Origin of the sequence: Streptomyces sp. NBC_00335 (assembly GCF_036127095.1) — a bacterium.
Taxonomy (GTDB): Bacteria; Actinomycetota; Actinomycetes; order Streptomycetales; family Streptomycetaceae; genus Streptomyces.
The window spans coordinates 7,252,177-7,268,168 of record NZ_CP108006.1 but is presented as its reverse complement, the minus strand read 5'-3'; the positions used below and the strand labels follow the sequence as shown (position 1 = coordinate 7,268,168).

Below are 15,992 nucleotides of genomic sequence, written 5' to 3'. Positions count from 1 at the left end.
ACTCGACGCCACCGGCTACGAAATCCCAACCGGTGGAAGGGGCGCCTTGGTCCCGAGTCCGCGCGGGCGCGGTTCTCTCGGGAGCCGTACACGTGTCGGCGCGGTCGCTCGCGGGGGCGTCGGGCGTGGACCGGTGCCGGACCCCGGGCACGGCCCGCCGGTCGGGGTGTTTACGTTCCTCTTATGCGATTCCCCAGAGTTCTGACCGGCGTGGCCGCGGTGACCCTACTCAGCGCGGGCTGCGGCGCTTCGGAAACCGCCCAGGGCGGCGGCAGCGACGACGCGGCAAAGGCCCTGCCGGTCGCCATCGCCGGCCCTCAGCCGGACGTGTACATGCGTGCGGCGACGCGCTCCGGGTCACCCCGGCCCCCGATCTCGGCGCTCCCTTCGTGAAGAAGGTGGAGCACGCGCTGCGCGAGGACGTGCTCAGCACCGCCAAGGTCGCCGGTAAGACCAGCACCACTCACCCCGCCGGCGTGACGCAGAAGGCCGGTGCGGTCAGCCAGTGCATGGTGACATACGCGGGGGCGAGATCCCCTACGACGTCAAGATCAGCGACAGCTACACCGCGGGCAGCAGCATCATCTCGTACACCAAGGAGCCCAAAAAGGCGCTCCTGGTCGACAAGCTCATCTACCAGATGATCAATGAGAGGTACGGGGCGACACCGGCTTCACATGCCAGCACTGGGGCAAGCACGCCAAAAACGGCAAGCCGGGCTACCGGACTGTGCGGATCAAGATCGACAGCAATAGCTCCAGCTACAACTTCGAGGAAGTCGAGTAACGCCTGCCGGAGCCGGAACCTAGGCAGAGGCCCGTGTCTGTCGACGATAGCTCTGCGTTCGGGAAGCCGGACCCGCCGGCTTCCCGAACCGGGCCTGCAACGGGTCCCCTGTCGGGTGTGTCGAGCCCGGCCGGTTCACGACACCGAGCCTTCTGCATGGTGGACACGTTGTTTGACGCGATAACGATGTAGTCGCCGACCTCGTGGGCGCCGGTGAGCAGGGCGTACGTGGCGGCGAAGCGGGCAGCGCGAGGCATGGTCATCTCCTGGTGAGGGGCCGGCGAGCGCCGACGGGATCAAGGTTGTCCGTGTGTCGCGGCGCGCAGTGTCCAGCGCTGAGCGACTCTGACGCGTAAATAACAGCAGGTCAGGGTGGGTGTGGGCATGGCTGGGTGCCCGGTGGTCGCGGAGGACCGCCGGAAGCGCCGGGAGCCGTACTCGCCGCCTCGGTCGCTGTGGAAGATCACGTCCTTCACGTCACCGCCGCGGGTGGCCGCGGCCATGTTCAAGGACGCCACGACCAGGTCAGCGTCATGGTGTGCGCCCATCGCGTAGCCGAGCAGCCGGCGCGAGAACAGGTCGATGACGGTGACGAGGTAGAGCTTGCCCTCACCGGTGGTGATCTCGGTCATGTCGCCGCACCACACCTGGTCCGGGGCGTCCGCGGTGAAGTCCCGCCGCACGAAGTCCGGGGCCGCCGGCCGTTTGCCGGGCCGGGTCAGCCCGCGCCGTCGGCGCACCTTCCGCCCCGCCAGCCCGAGCTCGGCCATCAGACGGGCGACGGTGTTCACCGAGACCCTCCAGCCGGCGCGGACCAGGAGACGCCAGACCTTCGGGGAACCGTAGGTGCCGCCGGAGTCCTCGAAGATCTGCCGGACCACGTCGGCCATCTGTCCGCGCCGGACCTCACGCACGGTGGCGCTTGTCGCGCCACTTGTAGAACCAGGACTCCGACACCCCGAGAGCTCTGCAGGCCAGCCGGTGCGGGATGCGGTGCCCGGTCCTCTGGTTACCGATGAACACGGCCAGGGCGGCCGGGTCCGTCCCGGTTACTTCTCCGATCTGCACGCTGCAGATCTCGCCCGGCGCCCGCCGCTACTACGACAAGCAACGAGCCCGGGACCTGGACTACAACCCCGCCCTGCGCCAGCTCGGCAACCGCCTCATCGGCACTGACCATGGAGCAGGAGATTGCCGATTCGCTGCAAACCAGGTCGCTGCGCTTCGTGGCCAGCGAGGGAGAGCACTGCAGGGTGCCATCTCCCACTGCTCTCTGATTCGATCTTGAAGAGTGGTGGAAACAGCAGCTCAAAGCCGCTCAGGACCTCGACGCTTGAACTGGTTCATGACGTTCATCTCCAGCAAGAGCTTCATGCCGTTCGTGATCTACCGGGTCCTGCTCGGCATCCTGCTGGTCATCCTGATCGGCAGGGGCGTCCTCAGCCCCCACGCCGGCGAGTCGGCGGGCTAGGGCCCGTCTTCCGCAAAGAACGTGGCGCACGTCACCGCTCCGCGTGAATCGAAGGCCGTTCGGGAACGTTCCCGGGCGGCCTTCGCGTCGTTGTGCTGAAGAGACCTGAAGACGAACAGCAGGGGGTGTCCCATGGGTCGAGTGGTGCTGGAGCGGTTTCCGGCCGGAAGTCCGAGGGGAAGTTGGCCGGCCGAGGAGTACGCGGCGCAGCGGACGCGCGAGGGCGTGCCCGCGGAGGTGGTGATGGATCTGGCCAGCGACGCCTACCTCGTGGTGGTCCGTCCCCGGGAGGCGCGTTCCGGTCACTGACGCGGGGCCGGAAGATCCGGTCCCCGCACGCCCCTTGGCCTCCGCGCCCCGCGCCCGCACACTGACCCGATGACGCAGCGTGTGGACCTTGCGGGCTTGATGGACCGGCTGGCGATCGACGAGCTGGTCACGGGGTACGCCATCGCCGTGGACGACGGCGACTGGGACGCGTACCGCGCCCTGTTCGCCCCGGGCGGGCGGGCCGACTACGCCTCGGCCGGCGGGATCGAGGGCCCCGCCGGGGAGGTCGCGGACTGGCTCGCGGAGACGATGAAGCTGTTCCCGGTGCGCCAGCACCTCATCGTCAACCGGCTGATCCGGATCCCGGACGAGGGCGGTTCCCCCGGTGACACGGCGGAGGTCCGGGCCGACTTCCTCAATCCCATGCGGCTGGCCGGGGAGGAGCCCGACGAGGGCGGCCCCGCCGTCACCGCGCCCAACTTCGTCGCGGCGGGCCGCTACACCTTCGCCGTCACCCGTACCGCCCGGTCCGGCTGGCGGCTCTCGCGGGTGACCGTCCACGAGAAGTGGCGGCACATGTCGTTCTGACGGTTCGACGGGCAGATGGCCGGACGGACGGGTGCCGGACGGACAGGTGCCGGACGTACAGGTGGTTCACCCGGCGGACAACCGGTTCACGGACAGCTGGTTCCACAAGCGGCTGGTTCCACGGGCAGGGCTGTTCCACACTGGAAGCGGAGGCCCAGGGTGCTGACGGTCTCGACGGTCTCGAAGCGGGTCCCGTGGTGGCGTGCGCCGGCAGCGGTCGTCGCGGGGGCCCTGCCCTGCCTCGCCTTCCCGGCCCCCTCGCTGTGGTGGTTCGCCTACGTCGCCCTCGTGCCCTGGATCCTGCTGCTGAGGTCGGCCCCCACCGGCCGGCGCGCGGCCCTGGAGGGCTGGCTCGGCGGCGCCGGCTTCGTCTTCGCCGTCCACCACTGGCTGCTGCCCAGCCTCCACGTGTTCCTCTTCGCCGTGGCGGCGCTCGTGGGCCTGCTCTGGATTCCCTGGGCGCTGCTGGTGCGGGAGCTGCTCGGCGGGCTCCCGGGACCGGGGCGGGCCGCGGCCGCGCTGGTCCTCGTACCGGCGGGCTGGCTGCTGTCGGAGCTGGCCCGGTCCTGGCAGGGGCTGGGCGGTCCGTGGGGGCTGCTCGGTGCCAGTCAGTGGCAGGTGGCGCCCGCGCTGCGGCTGGCTTCGGTGGGCGGGGTCTGGCTGGTCGGCCTGCTGGTCGTGGCGGTGAACTGCGCGCTGGTCCTGCTAGCCACGGCGCCGGGGGCGCGGACGCCCGCGCTGGCCGGGGTGACGGGCTGCGCGGTGCTGGCGGGGGTGGTGTGGCTGTGGGCGCCCCGCCCGGAGGTCTCGGGCGTGCTGCGCGTGGCCCTCGTACAGCCGGGCCCGGTCGAGGACGGCCCGGACGGCGCGGAGCGGCGGTTCGCCCTCGGGGAGCAGCTGACCGGGGCCCTGGCCGGGCAGGGGCCCACGGGGACCTCTGCCGGGCTCCGCCCGGACCTGGTGGTGTGGGGGGAGAGCAGTGTCGGCGAGGACCTGACGGCCCGCCCGGACCTGGCCCGGCGGCTCGCCGCCCTGTCGGCGCGGGTGGGGGCTCCGCTGCTGGTCAACGTGGACGCGCGGGCCGCCGACCGGCCCGGGATCCGCAAATCGGCGGTGCTCGTCGGTCCCGGGGGCCCGACCGGTGACCGGTACGACAAGATGCGCCTGGTCCCCTTCGGGGAGTACGTGCCGGCCCGCGGGCTGCTGGGCTGGGCCACCTCGGTCGGCAAGGCCGCGGCGGAGAACCGCGTTCCGGGCGAGGCGCCGGTCCTGATGGACCTGCCCGGCCGGCCGGGCGTCCGCCTCGGCCCGCTGGTCTGCTTCGAGTCGGCGTTCCCGGACATGAGCCGCCACCTCGTCCGCGAGGGCGCCGCACTGCTCGTCGACCAGTCGTCGACTTCCACCTTCCAGAACAGCTGGGCACCGGCCCAGCACGCCTCGCTGTCCGCGCTGCGCGCCGCCGAGACCGGCCGGCCCGAGGTCCACTCCGCTCTCACCGGCATCAGCGCGGTGCACGGCCCGTCCGGCGAGCGGATCGGGCCGGCGCTGTCCACCTCGGCGAGCACGGCATGGGTGTACGAGGTCCCGCTCGCGCGGGGCACGACCCTGTACGTCCGCTTCGGGGACTGGCCCGTGGGCGCCTCGCTGACCGCCCTGGCCGTCTACGGCGCGGCCGCGGGCGCCCGCTCCGTACGGCCCGGGAAACGCGCCGGGGCGCCCCTGGGAACACCACCGGCGCCGACCGGGTAGCCGACCGTGTCGTGGCCGCTCAGGACGCCTGCTCCAGCGCGGACCTCACCACCCGCTCGCACAGTTCGTGGGTGGCCAGCGCGTCGCGCGCGCTGAGGGTCGTGCCCGTGGAGACGGCCTCCAGGAAGGAGTCGACGACCTGCTCGATGCCGCGCTGGCGGGCCACCGGCACCCAGTCCCCGCGCCGCCGGACCGTGGGCTGGCCCTTGTGGTCGATGACCTCCGCGAGGTTGACGACCTGGCGCTTGGTGTCCTGCCCGGAGACCTCCAGCACCTCCTCCGTGGAACCGGAGAGCCGGTTCATGATGCCGAGCGCGGTGAAGCCCGTACCGGACAGCTGGAGCACCACCTGGCTCATCAGGCCGTCCCGCACCACGGCCCGTACGTCGACCTGGTCGGCCTCGCCGGGCAGCAGGAAGCGCAGGGTGTCGACGACGTGGATGAAGTCGTCCAGGACGAAGGTCCGTACGTCCTCGGGCAGGCCGACCCGGTTCTTCTGCATGACGATGAGGTCGCGCGCGTGGTCGGCGCACTGCGCGTAGCCGGGCGCGTGGCGGCGGTTGAAGCCGACGGCGAGGGAGACCCCGCGCTCCTCGGCCAGCTCGACCAGGCGGCGCGATTCCGCGAGCTCGTAGGCGATCGGCTTGTCGACGTACGTCGGCACGCCCGCTTCCAGCAGCCGTTCCACGATCTCGGGGTGGACGGCGGTCGGGGCGTGCACGAAGGCCGCGTCGAGCTTCTGGGCGAGCAGCGAGTCGAGGTCGGTGTGCAGGCGTTCGGCCGGGACGCGGTGCTGGGCGCCGACCCGTTCGAGGGTGGCCGGGGTCCGGGTCTGCAGGTGCAGTTCGAGCCCCGGGCGGGTGGTCAGGACGGGCAGGTACGCCTTCTGCGCGATGTCGCCGAGTCCGATACAGCCGACCTTCACCGGGACCTCCAGGTTCGTTCCTTGTGGGAGTACGCAGCCTAACCGGTGGTGACCACGGCCGAGTTCGACCAGGATGGCGCCCATGACGATCAGTGACGGATCCCACCGTTCCGAACCCTCCACCACGGCCGACGAGCGCGAGATGCTCGACGGCTGGCTCGACTACCACCGCTCCACCCTGGCCTGGAAGTGCGAGGGCCTGTCCGACGCGCAGCTGCGCACCACCCCGCTGCTGCCGTCCGCACTGAGCCTGCTGGGACTCGTGCGGCACATGGCCGAGGTGGAGCGGTACTGGTTCCGGGAGATCATGCTGGACGAGGAGCTGCCCGAGCTGTACTGCAACGGCGAGAACCCGGACGGGGACTTCCACTTCGCCGACAAGGACACCTGGGCCGAGGCGGAGCGGGTGTGGCAGACCGAAATCGAGCTGGCCCGGCAGGCCGCGGCCGGCCGCTCGCTGGACCTCGCCTCGAAGGCCGAGAGCCACCGCCGGGGCGAGGTGTTCAGCCTGCGCTGGGTCTACAACCACATGATCGAGGAGTACGCGCGCCACAACGGCCACGCGGACCTGCTGCGGGAGCACATCGACGGCGCCACGGGCGAGTAGCCGTCACCCGTGCGGGGTGAATATCGGCTCCGGGTTTTCGCAACACAGTCCTCGCACAGCAGAGTTGTGTGAGTGCATCCAACCCGAACCACGACAAAGCTGCTGCTCGGCGTCGCCTGTGCGGTCTCGGCCGTCTCCGGCTGCGTGAACGTGACCCCGGCTCCCCTGCAGCCCGCGACCGCCCCCGGCACCCCGGGGGCGCCGCCCCGGCACGAGCCCCGCGGCGGGCCGGGGGCCGCGCCGGTGGTCGTCCGGGCACCCGCTCTGGAGGCGCTGGAGGCCGTGGAGGCAAGGCCGGGACACCCGGCCGGGCCGGCCCCCTCCGCTTCCGGCCGGGCCGCCGTCCCGCGGGCCGCGGCCCCTACCGCGCAGGCGGCGCAGGACGGCCGGCCGGGAGCACGCGGAGCCCCGGCGGCCGCAGCGCCGGTTCCGGACATCCCGGAGCCCCGGCGGCCCAGCGGGCACCGCGACCACACCGACGGGCGTCCGGGCGGGCACCCCGGACGGCCCCGTTCCGAGGGCGGCGAGGTGCCGCGCGAGCTGGTGCGGGAGCTGCCGGTGCGGCCCGCCGACGTGTGCGCGCTGGGCCGCCGGCACGGGCGCTGGCATCCGGACAGCCCGGAGGCCCGCATCTGCGCGGGCGTCCAGGGCGGCTGACGGCCCGGCCCTGCTCCTCCTGGTTCCGCTCCCGCTCCCGCTACTGGTTCTGCTCCGGGAACGGTCGGGGCCCCTCCCCCGGTTCCGCCGCCAGGCGGCGCTCCAGGCGGGCGATGGCGGCCCGTACGCCGTTCCCGTACCCGTCGTCGGCCAGGGCACCGGTGGCGGCGCGGGCCCGCGCCAGGTGGATCCGGGCCGCCTCGGGGCGCCGTAGCTTCACGTAGTCGGCGGCCAGGCTCAGGTGCAGCGACGGGTAGAAGACCCGGACGGCCGGGGGCGGACCGGGACCGTCGCCGTCGGCTTCGGCGTGCGCGGCGGCCAGGGCCCTGAGGTCCCAGGCCAGCTCCTCGGCGGGGTCGTCCTGCGCGTCGGCGAGGTAGTGCGCGAGCGTGCAGCGGTGCAGGGAGTCGCCCTCCGTGCCGATCTCGGACCAGATCTCGCCGAGCCGGTTGCGGGCCTCCTCGCGGTCGCCGGCGTGCAGCAGGATGGCCGCTTGGCCGATCCTGGTCATGACGGCGTCCTCAGACGCCTCCTGCTGCTCCGTCAACGCGGCCTCCGGCTTGTTCCTGTCAGACCTGCTCCGGTCTGATCATCAAGACGCTAGCCGGAGGCACCGGCAATGCCGCCTAGGCGCGGTCGGTCATCGGCCCAGGTCCGGGATCCGCCAGTCGATCGGCGCATGGCCCTGGGCGGCGACGGCCTCGTTGATCTGGGTGAACGGCCGGGAGCCGAAGAACTTCTTGGCCGACAGCGGGGAGGGGTGGGCCCCCTTGACGACCGCGTGCCGCTCCTCGTCGATCAGCGGGAGCTTCTTCTGGGCGTACGCCCCCCAGAGGACGAAGACGGCCGGGTCGGGGCGCGCGGCCACCGCGCGGATCACCGCGTCGGTGAACTTCTCCCAGCCCTTGCCCTTGTGCGAGTTGGGCTCCGCCTCGCGGACGGTGAGCACCGCGTTGAGCAGCAGGACGCCCTGCTCGGCCCACGGCATCAAGTACCCGTTGTCCGGGATGGGGGTGTCCAGCTCCGCCTGCATCTCCTTGTAGATGTTGCGCAGCGAGGGCGGGGTCTTCACGCCGGGCTGCACGGAGAAGCACAGCCCGTGGCCCTGGCCCGCACCGTGGTACGGGTCCTGGCCGAGGACCAGCACCTTCACCTGGTCGAACGCGGTGGCCTCCAGGGCCGCGAAGACCTGCTCGCGGGGCGGGTAGACCGGCCCGTTCGCCCGCTCCTTCTCGACGAACTCGGTGAGTTCCTTGAAGTAGGGCTGATCCAGCTCCCCGCCGAGGACGGGGAGCCAGGACTCGGGCAGCATCTGGGTCACGGCGACAACCTCCGGTACACGTTGTTCGAGACTTCACGCCCGCGCAACTGCTTCGCGCGACGGATCAAGAACTTACCGGTGACCACTGACAACGCGGCGCCCGCCCACCCCGCCCGGGTGGGCGGTGCGGGCGGGCGGGGCGGCGTACGGGGCCTGCTACCAGCTGGTCTTGCGGTGCAGCTCCCACAGCTGCATGACGGTCTGCGGGTCGAGCGCCCGCTCCGCGCCGGCGATGTCCTCGCGGGCGGCGACGTACAGCTTGCCCTGCCACAGGGGCAGCAGCCGGACGTCGTCGGCGAAGATCTGCTGGGCCTTCTCGAACTCGTGGACGCCGGCCGACCGGTCGCTCTCGCGGCGGGACTTGGGCAGGATGACGCTCAGGATCTCGTTGGACTCGTACGGGGTGCCGACCGCGTTCTCCTTGCCGACGAACGGCGCGATGAAGTTGTCCGGGTCCGGGAAGTCGGGGAACCAACCGCGGCCGAAGACCGGGTATTCGCCCTTCTTGTAGCCCTCCTGGAAGGCCTTCCAGGGCTGCCCGCGCAGGGTGATCTTGAAGAGCCCGCTCTCGTCGAGCTGGCGCTTGAGCTCGGTGAACTCGTCCGCGGTGGAGGCACCGTAGCGGTCGGTGGTGTACCAGAAGGTCAGGTCGACCGGCGTGGGGATCCCGGCGTCCTTGAGGGTCTTCTTGGCCTTGGCCACGTCCGGCTGGCCGTACTTGTCGTAGAACGGCGTCTTGTGGCCGACGACCCCCTTGGGGACCATCGAGTAGAGCGGCTCGGCGGTGCCCTGGTAGACCTGCGAGACGAGCGCCCCGCGGTCGATGAGCTGCGCGATCGCCTGGCGCACCTGGACCTTGGCGACCTGCGGGTCCTTGGGGTTGAAGATCAGGTAGCGGATCTCGGCGCCGACGTTCTCGACGACCTGGACGCCCTCGTCGTGCGAGGCGGGGGCCTGGAGGTCCTTGACCTCCTCGGCGGAGAGGCCGCGGTAGGTCGCGTCGATCTCCTTGCCCTTGAGGGCCGCGATCATCTTCTTGGAGTCCGCGAAGTAGCGGATCGTGGCCCCGCCGTTGCGGCGGTTGGCGAAGCCGTTGTAGCTCTCGTTGCGGTTCAGGACCGCCTCGCTGCCCTCTTTGTACGACTCGAGGGTGTACGGGCCGGAGCCGGTGACCTTGTCGCCCTCGCGCAGCTTGTCGGCCGGGTACTGCTTCGGCGAGACCAGCGAGGCGGCCGGGGAGCCGAGCACGAAGGGGAAGGTGGCGTCCGGGGTTTTCAGGTGGAAGACCACCGTCTGCGCGTCCGGCGTCTCGATCTTGTCGAGGCTGCCGAAGAGGGCCTTGGGGCCGGAGGGGGCGTCGATGGCCATGATCCGGTCCAGGGAGTGCTTGACGGCCTTGGCGTCCAGCGGCTCGCCGTCGGAGAACTTCAGGCCCTTGCGCACGGTGCAGCGGTACGACTCGTTCCCGGAGTCGGTGAACTCGCAGCTCTGGGCGGCGTCCGGCTGGGGCTTGGTGGCACCCGTGGGGAACGCCAGCAGGGTCTGGTAGACGTTCCGGTAGAGCTCCCAGGAGCCGTCCCAGGCCGCGGCCGGATCGAGGGTCGTGGGTGCGCTCGTCGTTCCGACGACGATCCGCTGTTCGCCATTGCCACCGTCGTCCGAGAACAGGCCGCATCCGGAGAGCAGGGATATGGACGCAACGGCCGCAGTGATCTGCAGGCATCTGGTCCGGTTGAACACGTGCACGCTCCTCGATCAGCCAGGGGTGCGGCAGACCCTACCGCAGAGCATCACGAAACCAATGGGTAGGTTTCATGAGGCACTTGACCGATTACGTGCCCATTCGGTACGCATTTGCCTCCCCTTGAGAGGCAAATGCGTCCGATTATCGGTCAATGCACTCCGGCATTGAGGAACATTCCCCCGTCAACGATCAGAGTTTGTCCCGTGATCCATTCCGCTTGTGCAGATGTAAGAAAAGCGGCGGCCCCTCCGATGTCCTCCGGAACCCCGAGCCGGCCCAGCGGATAGGCCGCGGCCGCCTCCTGTTCCCGGCCCTCGTAGAGCGCCTGCGCGAACTTGGTCTTCACCACCGCGGGCGCGATCGCGTTGACCCGGACCCCCGGCGCCATCTCGTGGGCGAGCTGGAGGGTCAGGTTGACCATGGCCGCCTTGCTCATCCCGTACGCCCCGATGAAGGGCGAGGCGGAGACGCCGGCGATGGAGGCGATGTTGACGATCGCGCCGCCGTTCTCCTTCTGCCAGGCGTGCCAGGTGCGCTGGGCGAAGCCGAGCGCCGAGATCACATTGGTCTCGAAGACCTTGCGGGCCACCCCGAGGTCCAGGTCCGCGATCGGCCCGAAGACCGGATTGGTCCCCGCGTTGTTGATCAGGAAGTCGACGCGGCCGAAGGCCTCCATCGCCCGCTCCACGGCGACGGCCTGGTGGGCCTCGTCGTGCGCCTTGCCCGCGACCCCGATCACCCGGTCCGCACCGAGCTGCTCGACGGCCTCCTTGAGGGCCTCCTCGTTCCGCCCGGTGATGCAGAGCCGGTCGCCGCGCGCCACCAGGGCCTCGGCGATGCCGTAGCCGATGCCCCGGCTCGCCCCGGTGATCAGCGCCACCTTGCCGCTGTCCGTTCCGTCGTACGTCATGACGTGAACCCTGCCTTTCGTCAGCTGAGCGGGCCGCCGGCCACGTACATGACCTGGCCGGAAACGAAGCCGGCGGCCTCGCCGGCGAAGAAGGCAATGGCGTTGGCCACGTCGTCCGGGCGCCCGACGCGCTGCACCGGGATCTGCGTGGCGGCCGCGGCCTGGAAGTCCTCGAAGTCCATCCCGACCCGGGAGGCCGTGTGCGCGGTCATCTCGGTGACGATGAAACCGGGGGCGACGGCGTTCGCGGTGATGCCGAACTTGCCGAGCTCGATGGCCAGCGTCTTGGTGAAGCCCTGCAGACCGGCCTTGGCCGCCGAGTAGTTGGCCTGGCCGCGGTTGCCGAGCGCGGAGCTGCTGGAGAGGCTCACGATCCGGCCGAACTTGGCTGCCACCATGTGCTTCTGACAGGCCTTCGACATCAGGAACGCACCGCGCAGGTGCACGTTCATGACGGTGTCCCAGTCGGTGTCGCTCATCTTGAAGAGCAGGTTGTCGCGCAGCACACCCGCATTGTTGACCAGGATGGTCGGAGCGCCGAGCAGGCTCACCACCCGCTCGACGGCCGCCTCCACCTGGGCGCTGTCGGCGACGTCGCAGCCGATCGCGACGGCCGTGCCGCCGGCCGCCGTGATCGCCTCCACGGTGTCCTTGCAGGCCGCCTCGTCCAGGTCGAGTACGGCGACGGCCCGCCCTTCGGCGGCCAGGCGCAGGGCGGTGGCCGCGCCGATGCCCCGGGCCGCCCCGGTCACGATCGCGACGCGCTGCTCGGTGGTGGACATGCTGGATCTCCTCGCCTCGGAAAGCGGCCCCTCAGGGCTGAGCAACCGCTTAGTAGCTTCAGCTGAGGAGACGCTAGGAGCCCTGGCACTCCGTGTCAACGGGGAGTCGATCGGGCTACCGGACCAGCAGGTCCAGCAGCCGCTCCACCTCCACCTCGGGATCGGCCGTCAGGCCGATGTGCACCGGGCCGGGCTGCACGACGGTGCTCCGGGGTGCGATCAGCCACCGGAACCGCCGCCCCGCGTCGTCACCGGCCGCCTGCCCCGCGAACTCGCCGCCCGTGCACACGCCCTCGACCCCGCGCAACGCGGCCCGTACCCCGGCCACGTCGGCCCCCGGATCCAGCACGAGGAGCTTCGCCTCGTCCAGATGGGTGCGCGCGGCGACGTACGAGCGCGCCCGGCAGTAGACGATCACGCCGGCGTTGAAACACTCCCCGCGCTCCATCCGGGGCACCACACGCACCAGCGCGTACTCGAACACGTCCCGCTTGATCACTCGCTGTCGCTCTTCATCTTCCGGGGACGGGGGTCGAGGCGGTCGGCGAGCCAGCCGGGCGGACCCGACCGGACCTTCGCCTCGGCCTCCATCGTGATCCTCTCGTGGATCGTGGCCGCGCGCGGCAGCAGGGCCTGCACGTAGGCGCGGCGCAGCGCGTCGGTGGAGTCGAAGCCCGGCTCGTCGACCAGCCACTCGTCGGGCACGTCGGCCGCGACCTCGGTGAGCAGCTCCTCGGTGACCAGCGGCGCGAGCGCGGCCGCCGCCGCCGCGATGTCCGGGCCGACCGGGGCCAGTACGTGGTCGGAGGCGTTGTAGGGCTTGGCGGCGGCGCTCTCGGCGGTGGGCCAGTTGTGATGCCAGATCATGGTGGCGCCGTGGTCGATGAGCCAGAGGTCCCCGTGCCAGACCAGCATGTTGGGATTGCGCCAGGACCGGTCGACGTTGTTGATCAGTGCGTCGAACCAGACCACGCGCCCCGCCTCCACCGGGTCCACCTGGTACGCGAGCGGGTCGAAGCCGATCGAGCCGGGGAGGTAGTCCATCCCGAGGTTCAGCCCGCCGCTGGCCTTCAGCAGCTCCTGGACCTCCTGGTCGGGCTCACCGAGCCCGATGACCGGGTCGAGCTGCATCTGCACCAGCCGGGGGACGCGCAGCCCCAGCCGCTGGGCCAGCCGGCCGCAGATGACCTCGGCGACCAGGGTCTTGCGGCCCTGGCCGGCTCCGGTGAACTTCATGACGTACGTGCCGAGATCGTCGGCTTCCACGATTCCCGGGAGCGAGCCGCCCTCACGCAGGGGCGTCACATAGCGGGTCGCGATCACTTCTGTGAGCATTTATCCAGGCTATCCGGCGATCATGGTTCACGATCCATGGTTTTCCCGGGGCCGGTCGTAGCGCGCGAGAGGGTTCACGCGGCGGGCGAGGTCCGCGGCGCCGCACCACAGGGCCCCGGCCCCGGCGGCCGCGAAGAGGGCCGCGTACACGAGGAGCATCAGCCCGATCAGGTCGGTCGGGTAGGGCATCGTGCCCGGACCCCAGGCGGCGAGCACCTCACCGACGAGCGGGATGTTCGCCCGGTCCCCTCTCCACCACACGCCGGACGGGCAGCCGGCCAGGAACGCCCCGCCCCAGAGCCACGCCACCGCCCGTACGACCTGCTCCTGCCGTGCCCGCCTGATCGCCGCCGCATGCACGATCGCCGTGGCCGTGGCCACCGCGTCCGCCGCCTCGTCCTCCATGAGTGCCGCTCCTCTCCGCATCGGGCCCGCGCGTGACCCGCGATCCCCGACTGCCGCGTCCCGGGGGCGGGACCGTCCGGTCATGATCGGGCGAGGAGGCTTGGACCGGTAGACATCGGCACGGGACGGATTCCGGCGGATCCCGGCGGACCCGGCCGACCCCGTGGACCCACCGATCCGGCGGATCACCGACGTCCGTGGCCGCGCGGGCCCGCCGTCGCCGAGGAGGGAACGACGGCCGGCGTCACCGCCCCGCCCCCACCGTCTGCCGCCGCGTCAAGGCCGGGGTCCCGCCCCGGGCCGGCCGCCCGTCCGGGGGAGGTGACGAGCAACCGGCCCAAGGCGTCCGGGAACCACCAGTTGGACCGCCCGAGGAGGGTGACCAGAGCCGGGGTGAGGAGGCCGCGTACGACGGTGGCGTCGATGATGACGCCCGCCGCCAGCGCGGTGGCGAACACCTTCACGTCGGTGATGGGGACGCTGCCCAGCGCGGTGAAGGCCAGGAAGAGGATGAGCGCCGCGGAGGTCACGAGCCGGCCGGTCCGGCCGATGCCCGTCACGACGGAGGGGATCACCGTGTCGCGCACCCCCTCGGCGGCCAGCTCCAGGTGGGATTCGCGGATGCGGTGGAGGATGAACACCTCGTAGTCCATGGACAGCCCGAAGAGGAAGGCGAAGACCGCCATGGGGATCCAGATGGTCACCGCCCCGATCGCCGGGGTGCCGAACAGCGCCTCGCTCCCGTGGCCCTCCTGCCAGACGAGCACGACCACCCCGTACGCCGCGCAGGTCGACAGTGCGTTGAGGACCAGGGCCTTCACCGGCAGGACCACCGAGCGCAGGGTCCGGGCCAGCACGACGAAGGTGAGCAGGGCGACGAAGACGAGGATGAGCCCGAGGGACCCGTAGACCGCGTCGATGAAGTCGACGTCCTGGGCGGGTCCGCCGCCCACGAGCGCGCCGGGGGTCTCCCCCGCCGTGTCCATGACCGCCGTCACCGCGTCCCGGCCGTCGCCGCTCGACGGGTCCGCCGCGGTCCACACCTCGACGATGCGCCGTCCGCCGCGCTGCCAGCCCGCGGGGGCCACGGAGCCCGCGACGCCTTCGAGAGCGCCGAGCCTGCTCTCCATCGCGACACTGCTCGCGCCGTCCACGACGACTTCGAGAGGGCGTGCGATGCCCTCGCCGAAGCCCGCGTCGACGATCCGCTGGAAGGCCGCCGCGGGCTGTCCGCCCTGGGCGAGCGTCACGGTGGCCGGCTGCCCCAGGCGCAGGGCGAGTACGGGCGCGGCCAGGGCCAGCAGCAGCGCGCCGCTGATCACCGCGGTGAGCGCGGGGCGGCGGGTGGTGGCCCCGGCGATCCTGGCCCACATCCTGCTGTCCGGGCGGTGCGCCCGGCGCGGCCGGTCGAGTTGGTCGCCCCACGAGTACAGCAGGACGGGCAGCAGGGTCAGGGCGACCGCGACGCTGACGAGCGGGATCAGCAGACCCGCGTAGCCGACGCTGCGCAGGAAGGGGACGGGCAGGACCACGAGGGCGGCGAGCGAGATCGCCACGGTGGCGCCGCTGAGTGCGACGGCGCGGCCGGCACTGGCCAGGGAGCGTACGACCGCTTCGCGGCGGGCGGCGGGACCGGGGCCGTCGGCTCCGGGCTTCTGCCGTTCCTCCCGCCAGCGGGTGACGACGAGGAGGGCGTAGTCGATGGCGATGCCCAGACCGATGAGGGCCACCAGGAACTGGACGATGAACGAGACGTCGGTGACCCCGGTGATGCCGCGCACCAGCAGGAACGTGGTGGGGATGGCGACCGCGGCCATCAGCAGGGGAACGACGGCCAGGCCGCTGGTGAAGACGAGGCAGAGCACGACGAGGGCCCCCAGGGCTCCGATCAGCGTCTCGTGGATCGGGCTGCGCTGGGCTCCGCTGTCGCGGCCGGACAGGACGGGCTGGCCGGTCAGCTCGACCGGTGCGCCCGCGATCTTCGCCTGCCCGACCGCCTGCCTGATCCCCGGGAGCGACTGCTCGTAGGGGGCGTTGGTGCGGTTCGCCGGCGGGTAGAGCAGCGCGACGGTGGTGCGCCTGTCCCCGGAGATCAGGGAGTCGTCGCCCGTGTTCGCGTAGGACACGCTGCGGCCGCCCTGCGGAGTGACCTTGGCGATCAGGTCGCCCCAGGCCGTACGGACCTCCTCGCTGTCGGCGGTCGTGCCGTCCGGCACGGTCACCACGAGGAGGAGCGGGGCGTTCTTGCCTCCGGTCTGGGAGAAGTGCCGGGCGAGGGTGTCGTTCGCCACCTGGGCCGGCTTGTCCGGGAGGCGGGACTCGAAGGAGAGCCTCTCGATCGTGCTGCCGGACAGGGCGCCCCCGACCAGGGTGAGCACCACCCAGACCAGGACCACGGGCAGCCGATGGGCGAGCACCCATCGCGTCATGCGCTCCACGGCA

Annotated in this window: 18 protein-coding genes and 1 pseudogene; 7 read left to right on the top strand and 12 right to left on the bottom strand. The window is 71.5% G+C overall.

Going from position 1 to position 15,992, the window contains the following annotated elements; genetic code table 11:
• Window positions 1-183: 183 nt before the first annotated feature.
• The gene (locus OHA37_RS33050) at window positions 184-393 is read left to right on the top strand and encodes a hypothetical protein (RefSeq protein WP_266910722.1); all 210 of its coding nucleotides are present in this window, start codon (window positions 184-186) and stop codon (window positions 391-393) included.
• A gap of 689 nt (window positions 394-1,082) precedes the next feature.
• Here OHA37_RS33050 and OHA37_RS33045 read toward each other — a convergent pair.
• Window positions 1,083-1,700 (bottom strand): IS3 family transposase, encoded by a 618-nt coding sequence (locus tag OHA37_RS33045; protein WP_266910720.1) that lies wholly within the window; start codon window positions 1,698-1,700, stop codon window positions 1,083-1,085.
• Window positions 1,693-1,854, bottom strand: a complete 162-nt coding sequence (locus tag OHA37_RS33040; RefSeq protein WP_266910718.1) for a hypothetical protein — start codon at window positions 1,852-1,854, stop codon at window positions 1,693-1,695. Before OHA37_RS33040 ends, OHA37_RS33045 begins: the two co-directional genes overlap by 8 nt.
• A gap of 271 nt (window positions 1,855-2,125) precedes the next feature.
• On the opposite strand from OHA37_RS33040, the pseudogene OHA37_RS33035 reads away from it, so the two are divergent.
• The 4 genes and pseudogenes from OHA37_RS33035 to lnt form a co-directional block, all read left to right on the top strand.
• Window positions 2,126-2,257, top strand: a pseudogene (locus OHA37_RS33035) (undecaprenyl-diphosphatase); the annotation flags it as partial.
• 132 nt (window positions 2,258-2,389) lie between these two features.
• Window positions 2,390-2,566, top strand: coding sequence for a hypothetical protein (locus OHA37_RS33030; RefSeq protein ID WP_266876352.1), 177 nt, complete (start codon window positions 2,390-2,392; stop codon window positions 2,564-2,566).
• 69 nt (window positions 2,567-2,635) lie between these two features.
• Window positions 2,636-3,115, top strand: coding sequence for a nuclear transport factor 2 family protein (locus tag OHA37_RS33025; protein WP_266910716.1), 480 nt, complete (start codon window positions 2,636-2,638; stop codon window positions 3,113-3,115).
• A gap of 15 nt (window positions 3,116-3,130) precedes the next feature.
• The gene (lnt, locus tag OHA37_RS33020) at window positions 3,131-4,864 is read left to right on the top strand and encodes an apolipoprotein N-acyltransferase (RefSeq protein WP_443046245.1); all 1,734 of its coding nucleotides are present in this window, start codon (window positions 3,131-3,133) and stop codon (window positions 4,862-4,864) included.
• A 19-nt stretch (window positions 4,865-4,883) separates the two neighbouring features.
• Here the strand turns inward: lnt and OHA37_RS33015 are convergent, their stop codons facing one another.
• Window positions 4,884-5,789: a Gfo/Idh/MocA family protein gene (locus tag OHA37_RS33015; RefSeq protein ID WP_266913296.1), complete on the bottom strand. Its 906-nt coding sequence runs from the start codon at window positions 5,787-5,789 to the stop codon at window positions 4,884-4,886.
• A gap of 82 nt (window positions 5,790-5,871) precedes the next feature.
• On the opposite strand from OHA37_RS33015, the gene OHA37_RS33010 reads away from it, so the two are divergent.
• Entirely contained in the window at window positions 5,872-6,396 is a 525-nt protein-coding gene (locus OHA37_RS33010) for a DinB family protein (RefSeq protein ID WP_266910714.1), read from the top strand.
• A gap of 72 nt (window positions 6,397-6,468) precedes the next feature.
• Window positions 6,469-7,053, top strand: coding sequence for a hypothetical protein (locus tag OHA37_RS33005; protein ID WP_266910713.1), 585 nt, complete (start codon window positions 6,469-6,471; stop codon window positions 7,051-7,053).
• A 40-nt stretch (window positions 7,054-7,093) separates the two neighbouring features.
• Here OHA37_RS33005 and OHA37_RS33000 read toward each other — a convergent pair whose 3' ends face one another.
• The 9 genes from OHA37_RS33000 to OHA37_RS32960 all read right to left on the bottom strand — a co-directional run bounded on the left by OHA37_RS33000 (window position 7,094) and on the right by OHA37_RS32960 (window position 15,979).
• Window positions 7,094-7,600: a hypothetical protein gene (locus tag OHA37_RS33000; RefSeq protein ID WP_266910711.1), complete on the bottom strand. Its 507-nt coding sequence runs from the start codon at window positions 7,598-7,600 to the stop codon at window positions 7,094-7,096.
• Between the two features lie 93 nt (window positions 7,601-7,693).
• Window positions 7,694-8,365 (bottom strand): uracil-DNA glycosylase, encoded by a 672-nt coding sequence (locus tag OHA37_RS32995; protein ID WP_266913294.1) that lies wholly within the window; start codon window positions 8,363-8,365, stop codon window positions 7,694-7,696.
• A 165-nt stretch (window positions 8,366-8,530) separates the two neighbouring features.
• Window positions 8,531-10,114, bottom strand: coding sequence for an ABC transporter substrate-binding protein (locus OHA37_RS32990; RefSeq protein WP_266910709.1), 1,584 nt, complete (start codon window positions 10,112-10,114; stop codon window positions 8,531-8,533).
• A 152-nt stretch (window positions 10,115-10,266) separates the two neighbouring features.
• Window positions 10,267-11,028 (bottom strand): SDR family oxidoreductase, encoded by a 762-nt coding sequence (locus tag OHA37_RS32985; protein ID WP_266910707.1) that lies wholly within the window; start codon window positions 11,026-11,028, stop codon window positions 10,267-10,269.
• Window positions 11,029-11,048: 20 nt separating this feature from the next.
• Window positions 11,049-11,810, bottom strand: a complete 762-nt coding sequence (gene fabG / locus OHA37_RS32980) for a 3-oxoacyl-ACP reductase FabG (RefSeq protein WP_266910705.1) — start codon at window positions 11,808-11,810, stop codon at window positions 11,049-11,051.
• A 115-nt stretch (window positions 11,811-11,925) separates the two neighbouring features.
• A complete protein-coding gene (locus OHA37_RS32975) occupies window positions 11,926-12,309 on the bottom strand; it encodes a DUF3037 domain-containing protein (protein ID WP_266910703.1) in 384 nt (127 codons plus the stop codon).
• Window positions 12,306-13,145, bottom strand: a complete 840-nt coding sequence (locus tag OHA37_RS32970) for a HipA family kinase (RefSeq protein ID WP_266910701.1) — start codon at window positions 13,143-13,145, stop codon at window positions 12,306-12,308. The genes OHA37_RS32975 and OHA37_RS32970 overlap by 4 nt, the downstream gene beginning before the upstream one ends.
• Before the next feature lie 27 nt (window positions 13,146-13,172).
• Window positions 13,173-13,550: a hypothetical protein gene (locus OHA37_RS32965; protein ID WP_266910699.1), complete on the bottom strand. Its 378-nt coding sequence runs from the start codon at window positions 13,548-13,550 to the stop codon at window positions 13,173-13,175.
• A 185-nt stretch (window positions 13,551-13,735) separates the two neighbouring features.
• Entirely contained in the window at window positions 13,736-15,979 is a 2,244-nt protein-coding gene (locus OHA37_RS32960; RefSeq protein WP_266913292.1) for an MMPL family transporter, read from the bottom strand.
• Window positions 15,980-15,992: the final 13 nt, after the last annotated feature.